The sequence below is a fragment of the Sinomonas sp. genome, assembly GCF_036848755.1.
Classification (GTDB): Bacteria; Actinomycetota; Actinomycetes; order Actinomycetales; family Micrococcaceae; genus Sinomonas.
Genome location: NZ_DAIUJO010000047.1, coordinates 1 through 22,161, shown reverse-complemented (window position 1 = coordinate 22,161; position 22,161 = coordinate 1). Strand labels below are relative to the sequence as shown.

General features: G+C 70.1%; 23 protein-coding genes and 1 pseudogene. 22 read left to right on the top strand and 2 right to left on the bottom strand.

Going from position 1 to position 22,161, the window contains the following annotated elements; all coding sequences use genetic code 11:
* Positions 1-5: 5 nt before the first annotated feature.
* The gene (locus tag V7053_RS09500) at positions 6-1,214 is read right to left on the bottom strand and encodes an aspartate transaminase (protein ID WP_334172036.1); all 1,209 of its coding nucleotides are present in this window, start codon (positions 1,212-1,214) and stop codon (positions 6-8) included.
* 230 nt (positions 1,215-1,444) lie between these two features.
* On the opposite strand from V7053_RS09500, the gene V7053_RS09495 reads away from it, so the two are divergent.
* Positions 1,445-2,503 carry an L-idonate 5-dehydrogenase gene (locus V7053_RS09495; protein ID WP_334172035.1) on the top strand — a complete coding sequence of 353 codons (1,059 nt, stop codon included), beginning with the start codon at positions 1,445-1,447 and terminating at the stop codon, positions 2,501-2,503.
* Positions 2,504-2,516: 13 nt separating this feature from the next.
* Here the strand turns inward: V7053_RS09495 and V7053_RS09490 are convergent, their stop codons facing one another.
* A complete protein-coding gene (locus V7053_RS09490) occupies positions 2,517-3,296 on the bottom strand; it encodes an IclR family transcriptional regulator (RefSeq protein ID WP_334172034.1) in 780 nt (259 codons plus the stop codon).
* 71 nt (positions 3,297-3,367) lie between these two features.
* Between V7053_RS09490 and V7053_RS09485 the strand changes: the two genes are divergently transcribed.
* From V7053_RS09485 to V7053_RS09385, 21 genes and pseudogenes are all read left to right on the top strand, one after another.
* Positions 3,368-4,381: a 2-dehydro-3-deoxygalactonokinase gene (locus V7053_RS09485; protein WP_334172033.1), complete on the top strand. Its 1,014-nt coding sequence runs from the start codon at positions 3,368-3,370 to the stop codon at positions 4,379-4,381.
* Complete coding sequence (locus V7053_RS09480) at positions 4,378-4,983, top strand: 2-dehydro-3-deoxy-6-phosphogalactonate aldolase (protein ID WP_334172032.1); 606 nt, start codon at positions 4,378-4,380, stop codon at positions 4,981-4,983. The genes V7053_RS09485 and V7053_RS09480 overlap by 4 nt, the downstream gene beginning before the upstream one ends.
* 26 nt (positions 4,984-5,009) lie before the next feature.
* Positions 5,010-6,158 (top strand): galactonate dehydratase, encoded by a 1,149-nt coding sequence (gene dgoD, locus V7053_RS09475; RefSeq protein WP_334172031.1) that lies wholly within the window; start codon positions 5,010-5,012, stop codon positions 6,156-6,158.
* The gene (locus V7053_RS09470; protein ID WP_334172030.1) at positions 6,155-6,892 is read left to right on the top strand and encodes an SDR family oxidoreductase; all 738 of its coding nucleotides are present in this window, start codon (positions 6,155-6,157) and stop codon (positions 6,890-6,892) included. The genes dgoD and V7053_RS09470 overlap by 4 nt, the downstream gene beginning before the upstream one ends.
* 132 nt (positions 6,893-7,024) lie before the next feature.
* Entirely contained in the window at positions 7,025-7,219 is a 195-nt protein-coding gene (locus tag V7053_RS09465) for a hypothetical protein (RefSeq protein ID WP_334172029.1), read from the top strand.
* Positions 7,220-7,256: 37 nt separating this feature from the next.
* A complete protein-coding gene (locus V7053_RS09460) occupies positions 7,257-8,213 on the top strand; it encodes a hypothetical protein (protein ID WP_334172028.1) in 957 nt (318 codons plus the stop codon).
* A 199-nt stretch (positions 8,214-8,412) separates the two neighbouring features.
* Positions 8,413-8,586: a hypothetical protein gene (locus V7053_RS09455; protein ID WP_334172027.1), complete on the top strand. Its 174-nt coding sequence runs from the start codon at positions 8,413-8,415 to the stop codon at positions 8,584-8,586.
* Between the two features lie 171 nt (positions 8,587-8,757).
* Positions 8,758-9,576, top strand: a complete 819-nt coding sequence (locus tag V7053_RS09450) for a thioesterase family protein (RefSeq protein WP_334172026.1) — start codon at positions 8,758-8,760, stop codon at positions 9,574-9,576.
* Positions 9,577-9,579: 3 nt separating this feature from the next.
* Positions 9,580-10,320, top strand: a complete 741-nt coding sequence (locus V7053_RS09445; protein WP_443022601.1) for a lipoate--protein ligase family protein — start codon at positions 9,580-9,582, stop codon at positions 10,318-10,320.
* Positions 10,321-10,418: 98 nt separating this feature from the next.
* A complete protein-coding gene (locus tag V7053_RS09440; protein ID WP_334172025.1) occupies positions 10,419-12,716 on the top strand; it encodes an FdhF/YdeP family oxidoreductase in 2,298 nt (765 codons plus the stop codon).
* A gap of 88 nt (positions 12,717-12,804) precedes the next feature.
* Positions 12,805-13,233: a hypothetical protein gene (locus tag V7053_RS09435; protein ID WP_334172024.1), complete on the top strand. Its 429-nt coding sequence runs from the start codon at positions 12,805-12,807 to the stop codon at positions 13,231-13,233.
* Positions 13,230-14,150: a hypothetical protein gene (locus tag V7053_RS09430; protein WP_334172023.1), complete on the top strand. Its 921-nt coding sequence runs from the start codon at positions 13,230-13,232 to the stop codon at positions 14,148-14,150. Before V7053_RS09435 ends, V7053_RS09430 begins: the two co-directional genes overlap by 4 nt.
* Complete coding sequence (locus V7053_RS09425) at positions 14,137-15,471, top strand: V-type ATPase 116kDa subunit family protein (protein ID WP_334172022.1); 1,335 nt, start codon at positions 14,137-14,139, stop codon at positions 15,469-15,471. The genes V7053_RS09430 and V7053_RS09425 overlap by 14 nt, the downstream gene beginning before the upstream one ends.
* Positions 15,471-15,875 carry an ATP synthase subunit C gene (locus V7053_RS09420; RefSeq protein ID WP_334172021.1) on the top strand — a complete coding sequence of 135 codons (405 nt, stop codon included), beginning with the start codon at positions 15,471-15,473 and terminating at the stop codon, positions 15,873-15,875. Before V7053_RS09425 ends, V7053_RS09420 begins: the two co-directional genes overlap by 1 nt.
* A gap of 4 nt (positions 15,876-15,879) precedes the next feature.
* Positions 15,880-16,104 (top strand): V-type ATP synthase subunit F, encoded by a 225-nt coding sequence (locus V7053_RS09415; RefSeq protein WP_334172020.1) that lies wholly within the window; start codon positions 15,880-15,882, stop codon positions 16,102-16,104.
* Positions 16,101-16,625, top strand: coding sequence for a V-type ATP synthase subunit E family protein (locus V7053_RS09410; protein WP_334172019.1), 525 nt, complete (start codon positions 16,101-16,103; stop codon positions 16,623-16,625). The genes V7053_RS09415 and V7053_RS09410 overlap by 4 nt, the downstream gene beginning before the upstream one ends.
* Positions 16,613-18,370, top strand: a complete 1,758-nt coding sequence (locus V7053_RS09405) for a V-type ATP synthase subunit A (RefSeq protein WP_334172018.1) — start codon at positions 16,613-16,615, stop codon at positions 18,368-18,370. Before V7053_RS09410 ends, V7053_RS09405 begins: the two co-directional genes overlap by 13 nt.
* Positions 18,367-19,791 (top strand): V-type ATP synthase subunit B, encoded by a 1,425-nt coding sequence (locus V7053_RS09400; RefSeq protein WP_334172017.1) that lies wholly within the window; start codon positions 18,367-18,369, stop codon positions 19,789-19,791. The genes V7053_RS09405 and V7053_RS09400 overlap by 4 nt, the downstream gene beginning before the upstream one ends.
* Positions 19,788-20,372, top strand: coding sequence for a V-type ATP synthase subunit D (locus V7053_RS09395; protein WP_334172016.1), 585 nt, complete (start codon positions 19,788-19,790; stop codon positions 20,370-20,372). The genes V7053_RS09400 and V7053_RS09395 overlap by 4 nt, the downstream gene beginning before the upstream one ends.
* Before the next feature lie 60 nt (positions 20,373-20,432).
* On the top strand, positions 20,433-21,683 hold the full coding sequence (locus V7053_RS09390; RefSeq protein WP_334172015.1) for an MFS transporter: 1,251 nt from the start codon (positions 20,433-20,435) through the stop codon (positions 21,681-21,683).
* A 122-nt stretch (positions 21,684-21,805) separates the two neighbouring features.
* Positions 21,806-22,161 (top strand): annotated as a pseudogene (locus V7053_RS09385) (transglycosylase domain-containing protein); the annotation flags it as partial.

Below are 22,161 nucleotides of genomic sequence, written 5' to 3'. Positions count from 1 at the left end.
GGGTTCTATTTGAGGGAGCGGACGGCCTTGTCGATGGCTTCCAGGCCGGTCTTGATGGTTTCGAGCGAGGTCGCGAAGGAAATGCGGAAATAGGGTCCCAGGCCATAGGCGGACCCTGGGATAACTGCCACCGACGCGGCATCGAGCAGGTAGAGGACGAAATCCTGGTCACTTTCGATCCTGCTGCCGTCCGGTGTGGTCTTCCCGATTGCCCCTTCGCATTTGACGTACACGTAGAACGCGCCGTCGGGCGTTGTGCAGGAGAGGCCTTCGATGCTGTTGAGTCCAGCCACTGCGACGTCGCGCCTCTCTTTGTACGCGGCGACACACTCGGCGACGAAACGCTGCTCGCCCGTCAGGGCCGCCGCCGCGGCGGCCTGGCTGATCGACGACGGGCAGGAGGAGATCTGCGACTGGAGCTTGTTGATGGCAGCGACGAGGCCAGCCGGCCCGACGCCGTAGCCCAGCCGCCAGCCGGTCATGGCGTAGGCCTTCGAAACGCCGTTGACGACGAGGACGCGGTCGCGAAGCTGGGGGGCGGCGGCCACAAGACTCGTAATCTGACCAGCGCCGAAGTTGATCTCGTCATAGATCTCGTCGGTCAGGACATGGACGTGCGGGTGATCGGCCAGGACGGCAGCGAGCGCCTTGAGTTCGGCGGGCGAGTAGACGACGCCTGTCGGGTTGGACGGCGTGTTGAGGATCAACCACTTCGTCGCGGGCGTGATGGCGGCGGCCAGGGCCTCCGGTGTGAGCTTGAAACCGACCTCGTCCCCGCACGGGACGATCACGGGCGTGCCGTCGTTGGCCAGCACCATGTCGGGGTAGGAGACCCAGTACGGGGCGGGAATGACGACCTCGTCGCCCTTGTCGAGGGATGCCATGAACGCGGTGAAGATCACCTGCTTGGCACCCCCCGCGACGGTGATCTCGTTCTGACCGTAGCGGAGGCCGGTGCGACGCTCCAGATGCCCGAGGATCGCCGAGCGCAGCTGGGGCGTCCCCGTCACCGCGGTGTACTTCGTCTCGCCCGCGGTGATGGCCGCGATGGCGGCCTGCTTCACGTGGTCCGGTGTGTCGAAGTCGGGCTCGCCGACGGTCAGGTCGATGATCGAGCGTCCCTCCGCCTTGAGCTCGCGAACCCGGCCAGCCGCGAGCACGCTCGCGGACTCCCGTATTCGGGCGACCCGGGAAGCCGGCTGGTACTCGGACATGTTTCCTCCAAGTGAGTGTTCGGGGAAGTCGTGGTCTTCTTTCGACCCTATATATGCGTCGGCGCCCTGCATAAGACGTAGATTGCGTGGGCGGATAAGCAGCCCTTATGACCATGAATCCATTTACCCGCCCTATGATTGGTGTCGGCCTAGATTTCCCCTCATATGTCCGCAGGATCCTGCCGACGGTTTATCAGACGGGAATCTCAAACCCGAAAGAGGAAGCAAGAATGCAGGACCACAACAAAACGGGGATTCGGGGCGTCGTCGCCCATGGACGCAACGACGTCCGCGTGGATGTCCTCGGCGAGCCGGCACCGGAGTCCGCTGAGGCCCTCGTGGCCATAGAACTCGGAGGGATCTGCGGCTCCGACCTCCACTATTGGCTGCATGGCGCGGCGGGCGAGTCCATCCTCCGGGATCCGCTGCTCCTGGGACACGAAGTCATCGGCCGCGTGGTGCGCCCCGCCGAAGACGGGACGGGCCCGGGCGCGGGCGTCCGGGTCGCGGTCCATCCCGCGACTCCGGGCCCTGAGGACGGCGCAAGATTCCCAGCCGACCGTCCGAACCTCTCGCCGGGGGGAACCTACCTCGGCAGCGCGGCAAGCCACCCGCATCGCAACGGGGCATTCGCGGAGGTCGTCGCGCTTCCCGCGCGCATGCTGCGGCCCATCCCCGATGGGCTCGATCCGCGGTCGGCCGCGCTGATCGAGCCGTTGAGCGTTGCATGGCATGCGGTGAAGCAGGCGGGCGATGTCGCCGGCAGGCGCGTGCTCGTGGTGGGAGCCGGTCCCATCGGGGCGCTAGTTGTCGCCGTCCTCGCCCGCCGCGGGGCAGGGGAGATCATCGTGACGGACCTCTTCGAGTCGCCGCTGCAGCGCAGCCTCGGACTCGGGGCCCATCGGACTGTGCTCGCGTCCCAAGCCGGTGACCTCGAAAGCATCGATGCCGACGTCGTCATCGAATCCTCGGGAAGCGCACCCGGACTGCGTACCGCCATCAGGGCGGCGACGCGCGGAGGCCGCGTCGTCATGCTCGGGCTTCTTCCGCCGGGAGACCAGCCGGTGCCCGTCTCCACCGCGATCGCCCGGGAGCTTGAGCTTGTCGGATCCTTCCGGTTCAACGACGAGATCGACGAGGTGATCGCTGCGCTGAGCGCGGGGGAGATCGACCCTTCGGCGGTCGTCACCCACATATTCGACCTCGACCACGCTCTCGAGGCGTTCGCGGTCGCCAAGGACGCGTCGGCGTCCGGCAAGGTGCTCCTGAGCTTCGGCGATCAGGGGTAGATCAGGGAATCCGTCACCCGCTGTAGCCCAGAGACCGTGAGATCGAACGCGCAGCCTTCTGGACCACGGGGACGAGCCCGCGCATCCGCTGAGCCGGCATGAAGGGCTTCGTCGCGGAAACGCTGACGGCGGCCACCACCGATGATCCTGCGTCGCGAATCGGGGCGGCGACGCATCGGATTCCGCGCTCGTTCTCTTCGAGGTCCATCGCGGCCCCGTGGCGGGCGTATTCGTGCATGCGGCGGAGGAAGTCCTCCAGGCCCGCCGCGTCCTGAGGGTGCTCGGCCTCGTAGAGCCTCGGCCAGTCCTCGTCTCGGTCGAGGATGAGGGCCTTGCCGATTCCTGTGCGTGTGAGCGGCATGCGATGCCCGATCCTCGATCGCATCTCCGCCCCTCGGGTGCCCTCGATCTTGTCGAGGTAGAGGACCTCGCCGCCATCCACGATGGCCAGGTGCACCGTGTCCTGGACCCGGTCGGCGAGTTCCTCGAGGACGGGACGGGCGACGACGGGCAGCGGGTTCTGGTGGAGCGCCTGGAACCCGAATTCGATGAGCGCCGGCCCCAGCGCGTAGTCCCGCCCGGCTGCGACCCTGAGATAGCCGTAGCGTTCGAGCAGCTGGACGAGGCGATGTGCCGTGCTCCGGCCGATGCCGGTGGCTTCGGCGACGCTCCGGAGATCGTTCGCTCCGTGGGCCACGGCGCGGACGACGTCGAGGCCCCGCGCCAGCGTCTGCGTTCCCGGGGGCAGCGGCGCTTCGACTCCTCGCGCGTGTGCGCGGCTCCCTTCCGACATGACTCCAGACTACATCCCTATATCTGGGACGTGGTTCGACATCGTGGGATGCCACGGGGAGACTTCGGACCATGAACCACATCCCTCCTCGCCTGGTCGGCCTGGACTGGGGCACCACCTCGTGCAGGGCGTATCTCTTGGGCGACGGCGGGGCAGTGCTGGACCGGCGTCTCGACGGCCGAGGCGTCCTGCCCCTTTCGCGCTCCTCCGAGAATCGCTCTGCGGCCTTCGAGGAGGAGCTCGCCGAACTCTGCGGCGACTGGCTGCGCGCCGCCCCGGGGATTCCGCTGCTGGCCTGCGGCATGGTCGGCAGCAATCAGGGGTGGGCCGAGGCTGCCTACCGGCACCTCCCCGTCGATCTGACGGAGCGCCCGGAATCTCTGACGGAGGTCCCGACGGCGCTGGGTCGCCTCTTCATCATCCCCGGCCTCTTCAAGGACGGGAGGGACGACAGCCCGACCGACCATCCGGATGTGATCCGCGGCGAGGAAACCCAGCTGCTGGGGGCTCTGCCCGGCGACTCCGAGGCCGCGAGCCCGCCAGCCGTCGTCGTTCTCCCCGGCACCCACACCAAGTGGCTCCGCCTGGAGGGCACGCTCGTCTCCGACTTCGTGACCACGATGACGGGGGAGCTCTTCGGCCTGGTCATGCAGCACAGCATCATCGCTCGGCTCGCGGAGGAGCCGCCGAGTCCCGACCTCGTTGCTTTCGACCGCGGCCTCGACACCGTCTTCGCGGCAGACTGCGGCGCGGCACCTGCCGCACCCGCCGACGTCGCGACGTCGCTCTTCTCCGCGCGCACCCTCGTCATGGCCGGTGAACTGGACCCCGCCGCCGTCAAGGACTACGTGTCGGGCCTCATGATCGGCGCGGAGGTCGAGCGGTTCGCGCGCTGCTGGTTGGGGGAAGAGGGCAGAACCGGCAGGCCCGTCACCATCTGTGCCAACGCCCAGCTCGGCTCGCGGTACGCGCGGGCCCTCGGGCGTGCCGGCGTCGCGTCGGAACTCGCCCCCGACGACGCCGTCGTCGCGGGACTGTGGCGGACCGCCGTCGCCCTCGGGCTCATCGACAAGGAGGCTTCATGACCACCGGACCCATTGCCATTCTGCGGGGGATCACCCCGCCCGAAGCCGAGGACATAGGCCGGGTGCTCTACGCGGCGGGCTTCAGGTACGTCGAGGTTCCCCTCAACTCCCCAGACCCCCTCGAGTCCATCAAGCTCATCAGGGCTGCGCTGCCCGAGGACTGTGCCGTGGGGGCTGGGACGGTGCTGACAGCGGGCCAGGTCGAGCTCGCCAAGGAGGCGGGGTCAGACATCGTCGTCTCGCCGAACATGGACCAGGACGTGATCCGGGCGACCGTCGCGGCGGGGATGCGCAGCTATCCGGGCGTCGCAACGCCTAGCGAGGCGTTCGCGGCGCTGGCCGCGGGGGCGACCGCGCTCAAGCTGTTCCCGGCCGAGTCGGTCGGCATCGGCGGGATGCAGGCGTGGCGCCCCGTGCTTCCCCCGGCGACCGAGCTCCTGCCCGTGGGCGGGATCACGGCGTCGAACCTGGGCGAGTGGGTCGCCGCCGGGGCCGCGGGCGCGGGCATCGGCTCGACCCTCTACAAGCCCGGCCGGAGCGCCGCCGACGTGGCCACGCAGGCCGCCGCGCTCATGGCCGCCTGGCACCAGGCGACCCGTTAGCCGCAAGCAACTTCACGAGGAGAATCATGAAAGTCACGTCGCTCACGACGTACACCGTCCCCCCGCGCTGGCTGTTCCTCAAGATCGAGACCGACGAGGGTGTGGCCGGCTGGGGTGAGCCCGTCGTCGAGGGCCGCGCGGCAACCGTCGCAAGCGCCGTCGAGGAGCTCGCCGACTACGTAGTGGGCCAGGACCCGCGCAATATCGAAGACCTCTGGACCGTCATGTACCGGGCTGGCTTCTACCGCGGCGGCCCCGTCATGATGAGCGCGATCGCGGGCATCGACCAGGCACTGTGGGACATCAAGGGCAAGGCACTCGGCGTCCCGGTGCACGAACTGCTCGGCGGCAAGGTCCGGGAGTCGATCCGGACGTACTCGTGGATCGGTGGGGACCGTCCGGCTGACACCGCCGCCGCTGCTCGGGCCGCCGTCGACCGCGGCTTCACGGCCGTCAAGATGAACGGCACCGAAGAGCTCCAGTACGTGGACACGTGGGACAAGGTCGAGCGTGCGATCGCCAACGTCCAGGCTGTCCGGGAGGCGGTGGGCGAGAACGTCGGCATCGGCGTGGACTTCCACGGCCGGGTGCACAAGCCCATGGCGAAGGTGCTCATCAAGGAGCTCGAACCGTTCAAGCTCATGTTCATCGAAGAGCCCGTGCTGTCCGAGCACGCCAGCTCGCTCCTCGACGTCATGCGGAACACCCCCACGCCTATCGCGTTGGGCGAGCGGCTCTACTCGCGGTGGGACTTCAAGGAGATCCTCGCGACGGGCGCGGTCGACATCATCCAGCCAGACCCGTCGCATTGCGGCGGCATCACCGAGGCGCGGAAGATCGCGCACATGGCCGAGGCGTACGACGTCGCCCTCGCACTGCACTGCCCGCTCGGCCCCATCGCGCTCGCGACGTGCCTGCAGATCGACGCAGGCTGCTACAACGCGTTCATCCAGGAGCAGAGCCTCGGGATTCACTACAACACGTCCAACGACCTGCTCGACTATGTCGCAGACCCCTCCGTCTTCGCCTACTCGGGCGGCATGGTGCGGATTCCCGACGGCCCCGGACTCGGCATCGAGGTCAACGAGGAGTACGTCGTCGAGCGCGCGGCCGAGGGACATCGGTGGCGCAACCCCGTCTGGCGCCACGCCGACGGCTCGGTGGCCGAGTGGTGACGCGCGGCGCCGGCGGAGGTCGCGTCCTGTGGGTCACCGGCGGGGGCAGCGGAATGGGCCGGGCGGCTGCGCTCTCCGCAGCGGCTTCGGGCTGGAAGGTCGCGATCAGCGGGCGCCGGCCCGGCGCGGTCACCGCCGCCGCCGACGACGTCCGGCAGCACGGCGGTGACGCGCTCGAGGTTCCCGCCGACGTACGGGACGGACGCGCGCTCAGCGAGGCGCACGAGCGGATCACCGCCGTCTGGGGGCCGGTGGCGGGACTCGTCGTCTCGGCCGGGCTGAACGCGCCCCGGCGCTCCTGGTCCGATCAGTCGGTGGACGAGTTCGCCGACATCGTCGACACGAACCTCACCGGCGTCGCCCGCGTCGTCGACCTCGTCCTCCCCGGGATGAGGTCCGCCGGCGGCGGAGACATCGTGGTCATCTCGTCTCGGTCCGCGTGGCGCTTCTCCCCGGGCGCGGGGGCGGCCTACATGTCGAGCAAGGCCGCGCTCGGCATGCTCGTCGCCTCGTTGAATGACGAGGAGGGCGCCAACGGGATCAAGGCATGCCACCTGTGCCCCGGAGACGTGGACAGCGACTTCCTCGCCCTCCGGCCGAACGTCCCGGACGCGGAGCAGCGCGTGGAGATGCTCAACCCGGCCGACGTGGCGCGGTCGGTCCAATTCGTCCTCGACAGCCCCCGGCACGTCCGCATCGATGAACTCGTCATCTCGCCCGTCGGGCAGAGGTAGCGGGCTCACGTCGTTGCGGGAATCACGCCCGTCTCAGCCCCTTCACACTCGGCGGATTCGGCTCCTATAGTCCGAAATGTACGGTTACCGTGCCCGAACACCAGGGCTCGGCGAGTAAGAAGGGAGACCATCATGGCCCGGATCACCATCGACGGAATCCTCTACGACGTCGAGGCGAAGGACGGCGCCGCACTGGCCACGGAAATCGCGGAAGCGCTCGCGGCCGGTAGCGCCTGCACCTACGAGGCGAGCAGATTCGGCGGACCGCGACCAGTCGAAGGACATCTGGTGATTTCGCCAGGCCAGTCCTTCTTCATCACCGGGTAGCCGCAGCGCCTGCGCGCCGTCCGCCTATGCTGGGCCCATGGATCTGGCCGCCGCAGCCTCGGAGCTCTACGGCTTGCCGCCGGGCGATTTCACGGCGGCGCGGAATGAGCGAGCCAAGGCGGCGCGGGCAGAAGGGAACGCCCTGCTCGCCAAGCAGGTCGGCCGTCTTCCGAAGCCGTCGACGGCGGCCTGGGCCATCAACATGCTCGCCCGCCGCCGCGCCCAGGAGCTCGCCGAGGTTCTCGACCTCGGAGAGCAGCTGCGGCGAGCGCAGGAAGAGCTGGATCCCGTGAGCATGCGGGAGCTGGGCCGACAGCGGCAGCGCCTCCTGACCGCCGTCGTCCGTGAGGGGCGCTCGGCGGCCGAGGACCTGGGGGTGGGCATCAGCGATGCGGCTGCCTCCGAGTTGGAGCAGACTCTGCGGGCGGCGATGGCGGACGCCGATGCGGCCGCCGCCGTCCGCAGCGGTCAGCTCGTCCGCTCGCTCTCGAGCAACGGCATCGAGCCCGTGGACCTCGCGGGAGCCGTGGCCGTACCGGGTTCGCTCCCGCCGCGCGGCGGCGAGGGCGACGCGGTGTCCGAACAGCCGGCCAGGGGGGCGCCCGAGGCCACCGCCCCAAAGTCCGGGAAACGCGATCGAGACGCCGAGCGGCGCGCGGCGGAGGCGGAGAAGCTGCGCGCCGAGGAGGCCCGACGGCGTGAGCGCGCGGAGGCCCAGGCCGAGCTCGAGGAAGCTGAGCGGGGAGCAGAGCAGGCTGCCGCGGAACTGAGCGAGGCGGAACGGAGCGTCTCCGAGACCGCCGCGCGCCGAGACGGGGTCTCGAAAGAACTCGACGAGCTGCGCGCCCGGGTGGCTGAGCTGGAGGCTGAGCTCGAGGCGGTCGAACGGGAGGCGGGCTTCACCGAGCGCGCTCGAAGGCTCGCGGCCCGGTTGGCCGAACAAGAGCGCCGAGCAGCGGACAGGGCTCGCGCACGGCTTCGACGGCTCTCCTGACGTGTCGCCGGACGCCGCCGCGGAAGGGCCGCAGAACGTCACAACGCCTGTGCCATCCATCACAAACGCGGCATCCGGCGAGCCGGGCATGGCACAGTCGATAACGCCGCGCTCAACGAGGAGCAGGTGCCAGGCATGGACTCGCCGCATAGCAGCGGGGCCGTGCACGGGCAACGACCATCAAAGAAGGCAAAGGCGCATGAGCTTTGATAGCCACTCGGTAACCCTCAAGATCTGGGACCCCTCGACCATCGACCACACGCTCGACGCAGCGGTCGCCCACGTTTCGACGAAGACAAGCGCCCCGCGGGAGCGGGTCAAGGTCATTCGGAGCGGACCGGACACCTTCACCGTCGGACTTTTCGAGGACTAGTCCGGGATCCAACGCGAAGAAGGCGGGACGGCGGCATGCCGGCCCGCCTTCGGCGTGTTGGTGCTTCAGCCAGGCGAGATGGACGACGGCACGTCGGAGCCCGCCCGGTGCGATTGCCGTTAGGGTGGATGAGGCGCGCGAGGGCGCAGCGCCGGAGGAAAGGAACACCGCGTGACGGAGACGCAGCAGGCGAGCGGACGGATCGAGCTCGCGCAGGGCGACTTCTACTATGAGGACCTCGGCGGAGGCCGCTACCGATCCACGATCCATGCCCAGGGCGCATGGAACGCGCACGAGCAGCACATGGCGCCGCCGTCCGGTCTCCTTGCCCACGCACTCGAGCTCCACGAGCCGCGCGCCGGTCTCCGCATCGCCCGGATCAGCTACGAGATCCTCGGGCTGATCCACGCCGGGGAGTGCGAGGTCACGACGAAGACCCTGAGGCCGGGGCGCACCATCGAGCTCATTCAGGCCGAGCTCTCCACGAAGGGCCGCGCTGTCATCCGGGCCACGGCATGGCGCCTCGCCCAGAGCGACACGTCGTCGGTCGCCGCGGTCGAAGACCCGCGGATTCCCCCGCGCGAGGACTGCGAGCGGTGGGACGGCACGACGGAGTGGCCGGGCGGGTATATCCGCTCCCTGGAGATGTATCAGGCGCCACATCATCGCTCCGGCAGCGGGACGGTGTGGATCCGCACGCCCCACCCGCTCATCGACGGCGTCGAGAGCCCGGACTGGGTACGCCTCATGGGCCTTGTGGACACTGCGAATGGGATCGCCACGAGGGTGCCGCCGGGCCCGGGGAGCTGGGCGTTCCCGAACGTCGACCTGCAGATTCATCTGTATCGGCAGCCCTCGGGAGAGTGGCTCGGGATCGACAACGCCGTCTCGTTCGGGGCCGACGGCATCGGCCTCACGTCCTCGATTCTGCATGACGACGACGGGCCGTTCGGCCGCGCCGAGCAGATTCTCACGCTCCGCCGGACCTGAGAGATGGCAGCATGGAACGACGGCGTCGCGGCCCCACTTGCCGTCATGGAGGACCGCGCCAAGGCTGACGCTGGCGCGCAGCTCGGCCGGGCAGCCGAGCTTCTCGACGAGGTCAAGCGAGGGCTGCGCGGGCCGACGCTGCGGCTCTACCGCCCGCGGCCCACGATGGCGTTCGGCCAGCGAGACACGCGGCTGCCCGGTTTCGAGGCCGCCCGCGTCGCGTCCCTCGCACGGGGCTTTGAACCGGTCGTCCGGAAGGCCGGCGGCCGGGCCGCGGCCTATCACGAGGGCACTCTCATCGTGGACCACATAGAGCCCGCAGCCGAGGCAATGGTGGGGCACCGGCACCGCTTCGAAGTGTTCGGGGAGCTCTACGCCGGCGTACTCCGCCGGCTTGGGGTCGATGCCCGGGTCGGCGAGATCCCGGGCGAGTACTGTCCCGGCGAGTACAGCGTCCACGGAGTGCCGGGGGAGCGTTCGGCGGCGGCCGCCCCGGTCAAGCTCGTCGGCACGGCACAGCGCGTGGTCGCCGGTGCGTGGCTCTTCTCCTCGGTGTTCGTCGTGAGCGACGCAGCCCCGGTCCGCGCGGTGCTCACCGATGTCTACCGAGCGCTCGGGCTGCCCTTCGATCCGGGCACCGCGGGCGCGGCGGACGACCTCGTCCCGGGCCTCGCGGTCGACGACGTCGAGCGCTCGCTCCTGACGATGTACGCCGAGCAGGAGGCCCTGGCCGTTCCGCTGTAGGGGGCTCCCCGCCGTCGGGCGCCATTGCCGCCGGGTGAGCCCGGTGCTAGACCGGAAGGACGGGCCCGCGTGGGCCCGAACGGAGGTCGCAGAGAGCCATGGCACGCAAGCCGCCGGTCCACGACGTCACCGACGCCGCGCTGTCCGTCACCCCACCCGAGCGCAGCGCGGTCGGCATCCCGAGCGTTGTAGGCAGTATGCCCGCCGCCTTCTCGCGGCTCGGCGCCGTGCGGTCTGCGACGGCCTTCCTCAACATGAACCAGAAGGACGGCTTCGACTGCATGAGCTGCGCGTGGCCGGATCCGCCCGAGCGGAAGGTGGCCGAGTTCTGCGAGAACGGCGCCAAGGCCCTCACGTGGGAGGCCGAGCCGCTGCGGATCCCCGCGGAGTTCTGGGCGGAGCACGGCGTGAGCGAACTCCGGGAGCGCACCGAGTATTGGCTTGGGCAGCAGGGGCGCCTCGTCGAGCCGGTCTACAAGCCGGCCGGGAGCGACCACTACCGGCCGGTCTCATGGGAGGAGGCCTTCGGAGTAGTCGCCCGGGAGCTCAAGGCCCTCGACTCCCCGGATCAGGCGACGTTCTACACGAGCGGGCGGACGAGCAACGAGGCGGCCTTCGTCTACCAGCTGTTCGTGCGCGCCTTCGGCACAAACAACCTGCCGGACTGCTCCAACATGTGCCATGAGTCCACGGGCGCCGCGATGAAGGAGACGATCGGCGTCGGCAAGAGCGCGGTGTCGTACGAGGACTTCGCCAAGTCGGACCTCATCATCGTCATGGGCCAGAATCCGGGGACCTGCCATCCCCGCATGCTCACTGCTCTCGAAGAGGCCAAGTTCGCGGGCGCGCAGATCGTCGCAGTCAATCCGCTCCCGGAGGCCGGCCTCATCAACTTCAAGAATCCGCAGCGGCCGCGCGGCATCATCGGCCACGGCACGGACCTCGCGGACCAGTTCCTCCAGATCCGCCTCGCCGGGGACATGGCGCTCCTGCAGGCCGTCTCGAAGCGCGTGCTTGCCGCCGAGGCCGAGGCACCGGGCACGGTGCTCGACCACGGATTCATCCGCGAACACTGCCAGGGCTTCGAGGAGTTCGCGTCTCACCTCCGAGGGCTCGACGACGAGGAGGTCCGGCTGGCCACCGGGCTCACGGATGCCGAGATCGATGAGCTCGCCGGCCGTTACCTCGCCGCGGAACGGGTCATCATCACATGGGCCATGGGCCTCACCCAGCACAAGAAGGCCGTTCCGACGATCAAGGAGGTCATCAACCTCCTGCTCCTGCGCGGCAATATCGGCAGGCCGGGCGCCGGGCCGTCGCCGATCCGGGGGCACAGCAACGTCCAGGGAGACCGGACCATGGGCATCTGGGAGAAGATGCCCTCGTCATTCCTCGATGCAGTCCAGCGCGAGTTCGGCTTCGATCCGCCTCGGCGGGACGGGCTCGACGCCGTCCAGAGCATCGAGGCGCTTCGCGACGGGAAAGTCAGGGCGTTCGTTGCACTCGGCGGGAATCTCGTCTCGGCGATCTCGGACACTGCGGTGGCCGAGAAGGCGCTGGGCCGGGCGCGACTGAGCGTCAGCATCTCCACCAAGCTCAACCGGAGCCACGCCTTCGTCGGCGAGGAAGCCATCATCCTTCCGACGCTCGGGCGGAGCGAGATCGACGTGCAGCAGTCGGGGAGGCAGTTCGTGAGCGTCGAGGACACTGTGTGCGCCGTGCGGCCCTCCGCCGGGAAGCTGGCGCCTGTCTCGGAAAATGCCCTCTCCGAGGTCTCGATCATCACGCGGCTCGCGCGCGCGGTCCTCGGCCCGGGCCACGCGGTGGACTGGGCTGGGTTCGAGCGTGACTACGACGCCATCCGGGAGCACATTTCGCGCGTCTGCCCGGGATGCGAGGACTACAACGCGCGGATCCGAAGGCCTGGCGGGTTTGTGCTCGCGCACCCGCCGCGGGACGAGCGCCGGTTCCCGACCCAGGCGGGCAAAGCGATGTTCACGGTCAACAGCCTCGAGACCATCCGGGTCCCCGCGGGCCGTCTCCTCCTGCAGTCGGTACGTTCGCACGACCAGTTCAACACGACGATGTATGGGCTCGATGACAGATACCGCGGCATCCACAAGGGGCGCCACGTCCTGTTCGTGAACCCGGACGACCTCGCCGAGCTGGGCTTCGTGGACGGCGAGCACGTCGACGTCCACAGCGAGGCCGACGACGGCGCCGATCGCACGCTGCCCGGGCTGCGGATCGTCTCGTACCCCACCGCGCGCGGATGCGCCGCGGCCTACTTCCCGGAGGCGAACGTGCTCGTGCCCCTCGGGGCGACGGCCGAGGTGAGCAACACGCCGGCGTCGAAGTCCGTCGTCGTGCGTCTCGAGCGCGCGCTGAAGGCATGACCTTCGGCCCTAGGGGACATGGCGTGAGCCTCAGAGACTGAGGGTCAGGGGGCGGTGTGCGCCGTCCCAGCAGGTCGAGGGAGGGGCGGTGGCACGGTCGAACTTCCTGGACCGGTTCCGGCCCGCCGGCTCGCCTGGTCCGGCCGCCGCCAGCGGGGTTCCCGCTGCCGATGCCGTAGGGCCGGAGACGGAGCTCGCCGCCGTGTTCGCGGCGCTCGCGCCGGATCTCGACCAGGCCCATGGGGTCGTCGAGGCAGCGCAGAGGCAGGCCGAGCAGGAGCTTGCGGAAGCGAAGACGGCGGCGGACGACGTCGTCGCCCACGCGCGTGCCGAGAGCCCGGGCGTCCGCCGCCTCGCCTACGAGGCGGTGCTCGCGGAGGCTGCCCGCGACGATTCCCGTCTCGAGGACGAGGCAGCAGCGCGAGCGGCCCAGCTGCAGCAGGCAGGGATGGAACGCCTTCCGGAGGCCGTCCGGCGCATCCTTGACCGAGTGTTCGACCAGGCGGCGACGGGGTGAGCCCAGGCTGGACTGCTGCCGGAGTGCGCGCTGGCGCCCTTGCGCGTGAGCGCCTCGGCGCCGGAGGGTGCGAGACGATTGCTGCCCAAGATGGGCTGGAGCCGGCGCTCTCCCATCTCGCACCCTCGTTCTATGCTCGGTTCGTCCGCGGGTCGCGCTCCCTTGAGGAAGCCGCCCACGGGACGCGAGCGGCCGTTCTCTGGGAGTTGCGGGTGCTCGCGGGGTGGCTGCCACCCTCAGGTGCCCGGCTCGCGCGCGCCCTGGCCGCCGGATTCGAGCGGGACAACATCGTGGGCCTTGCGTCGCGGCTCTCCGGACGGCCCGCACCGCCCGTTTTCGAACTCGGGACGCTCGCCACGGCGTGGCCGCGGGTTGAACACGCCACCTCGCCGGCCGCGCTCGATTCTGCGCTGACCCGCACGGTATGGGCCTGGCCTCCAGCCGGTCTTCCGCTGCGGGATCGGCTCACCCTCGCGTGGATGCGGCGGCTCACCGCGGTGGCCCCCGCCTCGCGACCGTGGGAGGTTGACGCCGTCGTGCTGATGGTCGCGAGGGATCGGCTCCTGCTCGGCGGGGGGGCCCCGCCTCCCGCCCTCCGGGAGGCGGCCTCGCGCCTGATCGGCAGCAGCTGGGAGGCCGCCGGAACGCTCGAAGAGCTCCGCTCGGCTCTGCCGCCAGCCGCTCGCCGACTTCTCAGCGGGGTCCACCGCACGGAAGACGTGTGGCGGGTCGAGGCCCGGCTGCGCCGACAAGTCGAGGAGGATGCTCTTTCGTGGGTCCGTTCGCCGCGGCCCGGCCCCCTGAGCGTTCTGGGCGGCGTCGCCGTCCTGGCCTCGGACGCGTGGCGGGTCCGGGCGGCGCTCGCTTCGGCGGCCGGTGGAGGGCTCGGGGGCGAGGTGCTCGATGTCGTGGCGTGAGGAGCTGACGCCGCTGCGCATGCAGCGCATCGGCCTGGTCTCGATGGATGAGCGGTTCCCGGACGTCCTCCGGGACGTAGCCCGCTGCGGGCTCGTCGAACTCGACCTTCCCTACACACCAGGGCCCTTCGGACAAGGCCGGGACGAGGCCGAACTCGAGCGAGCCGTGGGCGCGGCCGTGCATTCGGGACCGCTCGCCGGGCTCGTGGCCTGGACCCCGGCACGCCGCCTTCGCGTCCTGCAGGAGGCAGTGGCAGTGCAGGGCGCCGCCGTCGTGCCCTTGCCCCGACCCCGCGGCAAGGTGCCGCCGACCCTCCTGAGCTCACGTGGAGAGGCCTCGGCGGCCCGCACCCTCGTTGACACCTACGGCACCGTGCCCTACGAGGACGTCGACCCGTCGCGGCTGACGGCGGTCGCCTACGTCGTCATGTTCGGCATGATGTTCGGCGACGTCGGCCACGGCCTCGTCCTCGTGCTGGCGGGCCTCGTGATGCGCTCGGGCAGGATCCGCCTCTTCGCCGGGGTCAGGAAGATGTGGTCCTTCGTGACCGGGGCGGGCGCTGCGGCCATGGTCTTCGGACTCCTCTACGGGGAGGCGTTCGGGCCCACGGGCCTCGTACCCGTGCTGTGGCTCGAACCCCTGTCCAGCCCGGTGCCGCTCCTGCTGACCGCCATCGCGGTCGGCGGCGTCCTGCTGGCCGGCGCCTACGCGATCGGGACCATCAATCGCGTCCGCGAAGGCGGGTGGGCCCAGGCGCTCTACTCGCGGACCGGACTGGCCGGTTCGCTGCTCTTCACCGCGATCGGGCTGCTCGCGTGGGGCGTCGTCGCCGGTTCAGCGCCGATCACGACGAGCGGCGCAGTCGTAGCGGGCGCAGCGCTGGCCCTGATCTTCACGGGACTCTTCGCGGCTGCCGGGGGCGGCGCGGAAGGAGCTGTGGAGGCGAGCATCGAGGTCGTCGACTCGGTCGTGCGACTCGGCTCCAATCTCGTCTCCTTCGCCCGCCTCGCCGCGTTCGGCCTCACCCACGCGGCCCTCGGCGCCGTGGTCTGGGACGGGACGGTCGCGCTGTGGCACCCGGACGCGAGATCGGCCGGCGCGGTGCTCCTGTTCCTTGTCGGCAATGCGGTCAGCTTCGCCCTCGAGGCGCTCGTCGCGGGCGTGCAGGCCCTCCGGCTCGAGTACTACGAGCTGTTCTCCCGGATCTTCCAGTCCGAGGGGCGCCCGTTCGTGGAATGGGTGCCTCTCCTGGCTTCCCCCGGAGAGGATCCGGCTGTGACAGTGGATGCGAGTGTCCCATCGGGAAGGCAGGTCGGCTGATGGTGTGGATCATCGTGGCACCTCTCGCGCTCACCGTCGCCACAGGCGCGGCCCTGGCGATGCGACGCTGGCGGAAGCGGGCCCTCGGCTTCCTGCTCGCAGGCAGTGCGGCGGTTGCGGTCACGGCGGTCCTCGTGACCGCCTTCGCGCCGTCTGCCCAGGCCGCGGGGAGTACCACGACGACGGCGGGAGCCGGCGGCTCGGCGCTCATCGCCGCGGCCATCGCCGTCGCCGGTTCGTCGATCGGTGCGGCGATCGCCGTCGCGTATACCGGCTCCGCGGCGCTGGCCGCGATGAGTGAGAGGCCCGAGATGTTCGGGCGCGCGATGGTCGTCGTCGGGCTGGCCGAGGGGATCGCCATCTATGGGCTGGTCGTGGCGATCATCCTGATCGGAAAGGCCTAGGCGCATGCCGTCCGCCGTCGTCGCCCTCGGTGAGGCCTCCACCCTTGCCGGCTTCGCCCTGGCCGGGGTTCGGGTCCTCTCGGCGGAGGATCCGGCCGAGGTCCGGCGGCTGTGGTCGGGGCTTCCCCCGGACACCGGACTCGTGATCCTGACGAGCCGCGCCGCGGACGCAGTGGCGGGTGTGCGTGAAGCGGCCGCCGGGCCGCTTGTGGCGGTGCTTCCCCGGTGAGCGGCCTGAGCGGCCCCGCAGAAGCCGCGCTCGCACCGCTCCGGGATGCGCTTGCGTCGGGCGCCGGACGACGCGCCGAGCAGATTCTCGAGGACGCACGACGCCGGGCGGCCTCGTTGCGGGCGGACGCGGACGCCGAAGCGCGCCGCATCGCGGGTGAGGCCACGGCCCAAGGGCAGGCGGACGCGAGAGCAGATGCACGATCCCGTTCCTCCCGGAGCCGCCGGGCGGCCCGCGAGCGGGTGCTCGCAGCCCAGGAGGCCGTGCGGCTCGAACTCGTCCGCCGACTCCGCGTGGCTGCCGCGGAGAGCCGGAAGGATCCCCGGTACGAGGTCCTCCTGGAGAGGCTGACGGCGCAGGCCCACGAGTTGCTCGGTCCCGAAGCCGAGCTGCGGGAGAGCCCCGAGGGGGGCGTCGTCGCGGTCGCGGGCACCCGACGTCTGGACTTGTCTCTGCCCACCCTCGCACTCCGGGAGGCCGCGCGCACGCCAGAGGAGGTGTCCCGTCTGTGGACCGACTGAGCGACGGAACCCCGGCCGGGAAGATCGGCCGGATCGCACGCGTCAATGGCCCCCTCGTCGAGGTGGAGGGATTGGAAGGCCTGGCCATCCTCGAACTCGTGCGGCTCGGGCCCCAGGCCATCAGCGGCGAGACGATCTCCGTGACGGGGACGCGCGCCACGGTGCAGGCCTACGAGTACACCGGCGGGCTCGCCTGCGGGGACCGGGCCGAGGGGACCGGGCGCCCTCTCGCGGGCCTTCTGGGCCCCGGCCTCCTGGGCGGCGTCTTCGACGGTCTGCTCCGACCGCTCTCCTCCGAGCCCCTCTGGCTCACCGCGGAACGGGGCGCAGACGCCGGGACGGCACCCACGTCGAGGGCATGGGAGTTCCTGCCCCGAGCGGCAGCCGGGGCGAGCGTCTCCCCGGGGGACCTCCTTGGCACCGTGACGGGTTCGGGCTCGCTCGAGCACAGGGTGCTCGTCCCGCCGGGGACGGCTGGCGAGGTCACCTGGATCGCCCGGTCTGCTCGCGTGCGCCTCGCCGACCCCGTTGCGCGCATCGGGGACCGCGACGTGACTCTCGCCGAGAGATGGCCCATCCGCCGCCCGCGCCCCTTCCGCCGGAGGACGAGCGACATCGTCCCCCTCCACACCGGCCAACGCGTGCTCGATCTCATGTTCCCCCTGCCCCTCGGCGCAGCGGCGGCCGTTCCCGGCGGCTTCGGCACGGGCAAGACGCTCCTCCTGCAGCAGATCGCGAAATGGAGTTCAGCCGATGTGATCGTCTACGTGGGCTGCGGCGAGCGCGGCAACGAAATGGCTGACGTCCTCGGGTCGCTGTCGGAACTCGAAGACGCCCGCACCGGGGGGCGCCTCATCGACCGGACAGTCATCATCGCGAACACCTCGAACATGCCGATGATGGCCCGTGAAGCCAGCGTGTACACCGGGCTCACGGTGGCGGAGTACTTCAGGGACATGGGGTACGACGCGCTCGTCATTGCGGACTCGACATCGCGGTGGGCCGAGGCCCTGCGCGAGTTCGCGAACCGCAACGGCGAGCTTCCGGCCGAGGAAGGGTATCCCGCGAGCCTCGCCTCGAACCTGGCCGCCTTCTACGAGCGCGCGGGACGGGTCGTGACACTCGGCGGGGAGGGCGGCTCGGTGACGGTCGTGGGCGCGGTCTCGCCCCCGGGCGGGGACATGACCGAACCCGTGACGACGGACACCCAACGCTTCGTGCGCTCGCTCTGGCTCCTCGACCGCGACCTCGCCTACGCGCGGCACTATCCCGCCGTGAGCTGGTCCGGCTCGTTCACACGCGATCTCGAGGCTGTCGCAGCGTGGCACAGTGCGAACGGCAACGAGGCATGGGCAAGTCAAAGGCTCAGGGCCTCGGTGCTCCTGAGCGAGGCGGACCGTCTCGCCGCCCTCGCCGAAGTCATCGGAACCACCTCGCTGCCGGGCCACGAACGAGTGATGATGCTCGGAGGACGGCTCGTGCGGGACGGAGTCCTCCGGCAGAACGCCCTCAGCCCGAACGACGGCTTCTGCTCGATCGAGAAGGGCGTCGCCCTGCTCGGACTCGCGCTCGCCGTCGTCGACGCATGCCACGGGCTGATCGACCGCGGCGTCCCTCCGGCGACCATCGAGCAGGCCGATTACAGCCTCATGCTCCGTGCCGCAGAGGAGACGGCCTCCGGCGACGCCGCTGGCGTCGCCGCCCGACGGGAGACTTTGCTGCGTCAGCTCGCGGAGCTCGCGTGAGCAGCCAGCCACGGACCGTCGTCGAAGGCCAGGACCAGAGACCTTCCGTGGCCCATACCGACGTCCGCGAGCTGCGTGGGCCGTTGCTCGTGGTAGGGGGCGCCGAGGGCGTGGGCTGGGACGAGTTTGCTGACATCGAATCGCCCGACGGCGCAGTGCGGCACGGTCTGGTCCTCGAAGTCGAGGGCGATCTGGCCACTCTGCAGGTCCTCGAACCGACCGACGGGCTCGCCCTGGGCGGACTCGAGGTGCGATTCGAGGGCAGGCCGCTGCACATCGCCGTCGGCCGCGGATGGCTCGGGCGCGCGTGCAACGGGCGCGGAGCCCCGCTGGACTCGGGGCCCCCCATCACGGGAACGGCCGTCAGGCCGATCAACGGCTGGCCGCTGAACCCCGTCCATCGCGAGCCGCCCGAAGAGCCCGTGATCACGGGGGTCTCGGCGGTCGACGCTCTCATGACGGTCGTCAAAGGCCAGAAGCTCCCGATCTTTTCCGTACCGGGTCTCGCGCATCTGGACCTGGCCACACAGATCGCCGCCCAGGCGACTTCCTCGGGGAACTCCTTCCTCGTCGTGTTCGCCGCCATGGGGTTGACCCATGCGGACATTGCCTTCGTCAGGGACCGGCTCGAGGAACGATCTTCCGCGTCGGAGCTCGTGCTGTTCCTCAACGCGGCCGACGACCCGGTCATAGAACGGATCATCACCCCGCGAATCGCACTCACCGTGGCCGAGCACCTGGCGTACGAGGAGGGCATCGACGTGCTCGTCATCATGTCCGACATGACGAGCTACGCCGAGGCCGTCCGCGAGGTGGCCGCCGCACGGGGAGAGATCCCGGCCCGACGCGGGTACCCCGGCTACCTGTACAGCGATCTGGCCAGCATCTACGAACGGTGCGGGCGCGTGCGGGGCCGTGACGGCTCGGTCACCATCATGCCCGTGCTCACCATGCCGGCGGGCGACATCACCCATCCGGTGCCGGACCTCACGGGCTACATCACCGAGGGTCAGATCGTGCTCTCTGCCGAGGTCGCCGCCCGGGGGATCTATCCGCCCGTCGACGTCCTGTCTTCACTCTCGCGCCTCATGCGCAGCGGGGCAGGGGAGGGCCGCACCCGCGAGGATCACCTCCACATTTCGGCGCAGGCGCTCTCCGCCCTCGCGCGTGCGCGGCAGACGGCGGAGCTCGCCGAGCTCGTTGGCACGGCGGCGATGAGCGAGACCGACCAGAGCTACCTCGCCTACCGGGGGCTCCTCGAACAGGGGCTCCTGAGCCAAGGACGCTCAGAGTCACGGGGGATCGGTGACACCCTGGACCGGGTTTGGAAGGCCCTCGGTAGCCTGCCTCGGCGGGAGCTGAGCATGATTCCGCAGGCGCTCGTCGAGCGCTACCTGCCCGAGAACCACGCGCGGCCATGAAGATTGCAGGGCGTGCCGCGATCGTCGCCACCGAACGTCGGCTCGCTGCCGCCCGCGCCGGAGCCCGCATGCTAGATCGGAAGCAGCGGATTCTCGCCGAGGAGCTGGCGCGGTACGAGCTTGAGGCCGGGCGTGCCGCCGAGGAATGGCGGAAGCGGGCTGAGGACGCGCTCAGGTGGCTTCATCGTGCTGAGGCGCTCGACGGCGCGGATCGCCTCGCGGAGGCGGGCGCTTCCGGGCCGGCGGTGCTCGACGTCGTCTGGGGGGCCACGCTCGGCACCGCCCGCCCGACCTTGGCGAAATGCGCCCTGCCTGACCTCGAGCCGAGCGGCGGCAGCTGGGCTCTGCGCGAGTGCGCCGTAGCGCACCGCGACGCACTCGCCGCCGCGGCGGCGAGCGCCGCTGCGGACCGCGCCGTGCTCCTTCTCGCCGCCGAGCTCGCGAGTAGCCGTCGCAGGCAGCGAGTGCTCGAGAAGCGCCGCATTCCCCGTCTGGAGCGCGAACTGCTCGAGGCCCACCGCGACCTGGAGCAACAGGAACTCGAGGAGCTGCTGAGGATGCGGTGGGCGGCGCGGGGTTAGGCTCTTCTCCGTGGGCCTGGTCCTGCCCGTCTTCGGTACCACCCTGGGAAAGGCGACCCCTTGGCATCACAGGAACAGCCCCTGACCGAGCGCTCGAATCGGCTCGGCCCGGTGGGCTTCGTGCTCGCGTTCGGGATCGTGAGCATGCTCGCCGACGTCGTGTACGAGGGGGCACGCTCGATCACGGGCCCATTCTTGGCGACCCTGGGGGCCTCTGGGGCACTGGTCGGCTTCGTCACGGGCTTCGGCGAAGCCGTCTCGCTCGTGCTGCGGCTGGGCACCGGGCCGCTCGCGGATCGCACCCGCCGCTACTGGCCGCTGACCATTGCGGGGTACGTGCTGACCATCGTGGCAGTGCCCGTTCTGGCGTTCGCACAGACCCTGTGGCAGGCCTCAGTGCTCGTGGTCGCCGAGAGGTTCGGCAAGGCGGTGCGGACTCCTGCCCGTGACACGATGCTTTCTCATGCGGGCACCGTCATGGGCCAGGGGAAGGCGTTCGCCGTCCATGAGGCCTTGGACCAGTCGGGTGCCTTCGTCGGCCCCCTGCTGGTTGCACTGATGGTGGCAGTCTCGGGGTACCAAGCCGGCTTCGGGATCCTTGCCATTCCGGGTGTGCTCGCACTGCTCGCGGTCGTTTGGGTGCGGCGTGCCGTGCCCGCTCCAGAGCGCTACGGTCGCGACCGGGCAGAGCATCCGGTACAGCCCAGGGCTGCACAGCCCAGTGGGGTACAGCCCAGTGGGGCGCCTACGAGAGCGAGGGCGCTACCCCGCAGGTTCTGGTGGTACAGCGCCTTCACGGCGACCTCGATGCTCGGATTTGCGACCTTCGCCGTGATCTCTTACCACCTCGAGGTCCGCAAGGTGCTTCCCGAACCCCTCATCCCCGTGGCCTACGCCGTCGCGATGGGAGCCGCGGCCCTTGCCGCGCTCGCTTCAGGAGCCCTCTACGACAGGCTTGGCCTGAGCGGACTCCTTGTTGCGCTCCCTCTCGGGGCCGCGGTGCCCTTCCTGTCCTTCAGCACGGACCCCGCGCTCGTCTGGATTGGTGCGGCAGTGTGGGGAGCGGCCACGGGCATGCACGAATCCACGCTCCGCGCCGCCGTCGCCGATCTGGTCCCCGCCGCCCACCGGGGCACGGCCTACGGGACCTTCACAGCGATCTACGGCCTCGCCTGGCTCGCCGGCTCGACCATCATCGGAGCGCTCTACCAAGCCTCGATCCCCGCGGTCGTCGTCTTCACCGTCGCGACCCAGGTACTCGCGCTGGGGTTCATGTTCCCGCTTCTGCGGGGCCGCCGAGAGCAGCCGTGACCGGGCGACGAAGAGTGACCGGTCGGAGATTCTTAGAAATCCCTTAGACGCGGCTGGGGAGGATCGTCCCTGTAGGCTGCCCGTGGCGTGTACCCGCCCCATCTGAGGAAGGATGTCCAACCATGCGAGCCAGAGAAGTCTCCTCCGGGACAGCGAAGGCTCGATTCGTCAGAACGAGCGCAGTGCTGGGGAAGGTGCTCGCCTTCCTTTGCGTCAGCGTCTTCTGCGGGGCCCTCGTGGCTGGCCTCATGGGGCCGGCTGTCGCTGCGACGGCGGCGGCGGCGAACGGGTCGGTGCAGTTCTTCGACAGCCTTCCGAGCGACTTGAAGGTCGCCCCGCCGGCACAGGTGACCCGGGTCCTGGCTGACGACGGGTCCCTGATAGCCACCCTGTTCACCGAGAACAGGACGGACGTGCCGCTGGGCCAGATGTCGATGAACATGCGCAACGCGATCGTCGCCATCGAGGACTACCGCTT

Excerpts from the sequence above, each read along its gene's own strand:
- V7053_RS09445 (WP_443022601.1), top strand. The coding sequence starts at position 9,580 with ATGGCAGCATGGAACGACGGCGTCGCGGCCCCACTTGCCGTCATGGAG.
- V7053_RS09425 (WP_334172022.1), top strand. The coding sequence starts at position 14,137 with ATGTCGTGGCGTGAGGAGCTGACGCCGCTGCGCATGCAGCGCATCGGC.
- dgoD (WP_334172031.1), top strand. The coding sequence starts at position 5,010 with ATGAAAGTCACGTCGCTCACGACGTACACCGTCCCCCCGCGCTGGCTG.
- V7053_RS09395 (WP_334172016.1), top strand. The coding sequence starts at position 19,788 with ATGAAGATTGCAGGGCGTGCCGCGATCGTCGCCACCGAACGTCGGCTC.
- V7053_RS09415 (WP_334172020.1), top strand. The coding sequence starts at position 15,880 with ATGCCGTCCGCCGTCGTCGCCCTCGGTGAGGCCTCCACCCTTGCCGGC.
- V7053_RS09500 (WP_334172036.1), bottom strand. The coding sequence starts at position 1,214 with ATGTCCGAGTACCAGCCGGCTTCCCGGGTCGCCCGAATACGGGAGTCC.
- V7053_RS09490 (WP_334172034.1), bottom strand. The coding sequence starts at position 3,296 with ATGTCGGAAGGGAGCCGCGCACACGCGCGAGGAGTCGAAGCGCCGCTG.
- V7053_RS09455 (WP_334172027.1), top strand. The coding sequence starts at position 8,413 with ATGAGCTTTGATAGCCACTCGGTAACCCTCAAGATCTGGGACCCCTCG.
- V7053_RS09485 (WP_334172033.1), top strand. The coding sequence starts at position 3,368 with ATGAACCACATCCCTCCTCGCCTGGTCGGCCTGGACTGGGGCACCACC.
- V7053_RS09495 (WP_334172035.1), top strand. The coding sequence starts at position 1,445 with ATGCAGGACCACAACAAAACGGGGATTCGGGGCGTCGTCGCCCATGGA.
- V7053_RS09465 (WP_334172029.1), top strand. The coding sequence starts at position 7,025 with ATGGCCCGGATCACCATCGACGGAATCCTCTACGACGTCGAGGCGAAG.
- V7053_RS09420 (WP_334172021.1), top strand. The coding sequence starts at position 15,471 with ATGGTGTGGATCATCGTGGCACCTCTCGCGCTCACCGTCGCCACAGGC.
- V7053_RS09460 (WP_334172028.1), top strand. The coding sequence starts at position 7,257 with ATGGATCTGGCCGCCGCAGCCTCGGAGCTCTACGGCTTGCCGCCGGGC.
- V7053_RS09440 (WP_334172025.1), top strand. The coding sequence starts at position 10,419 with ATGGCACGCAAGCCGCCGGTCCACGACGTCACCGACGCCGCGCTGTCC.
- V7053_RS09480 (WP_334172032.1), top strand. The coding sequence starts at position 4,378 with ATGACCACCGGACCCATTGCCATTCTGCGGGGGATCACCCCGCCCGAA.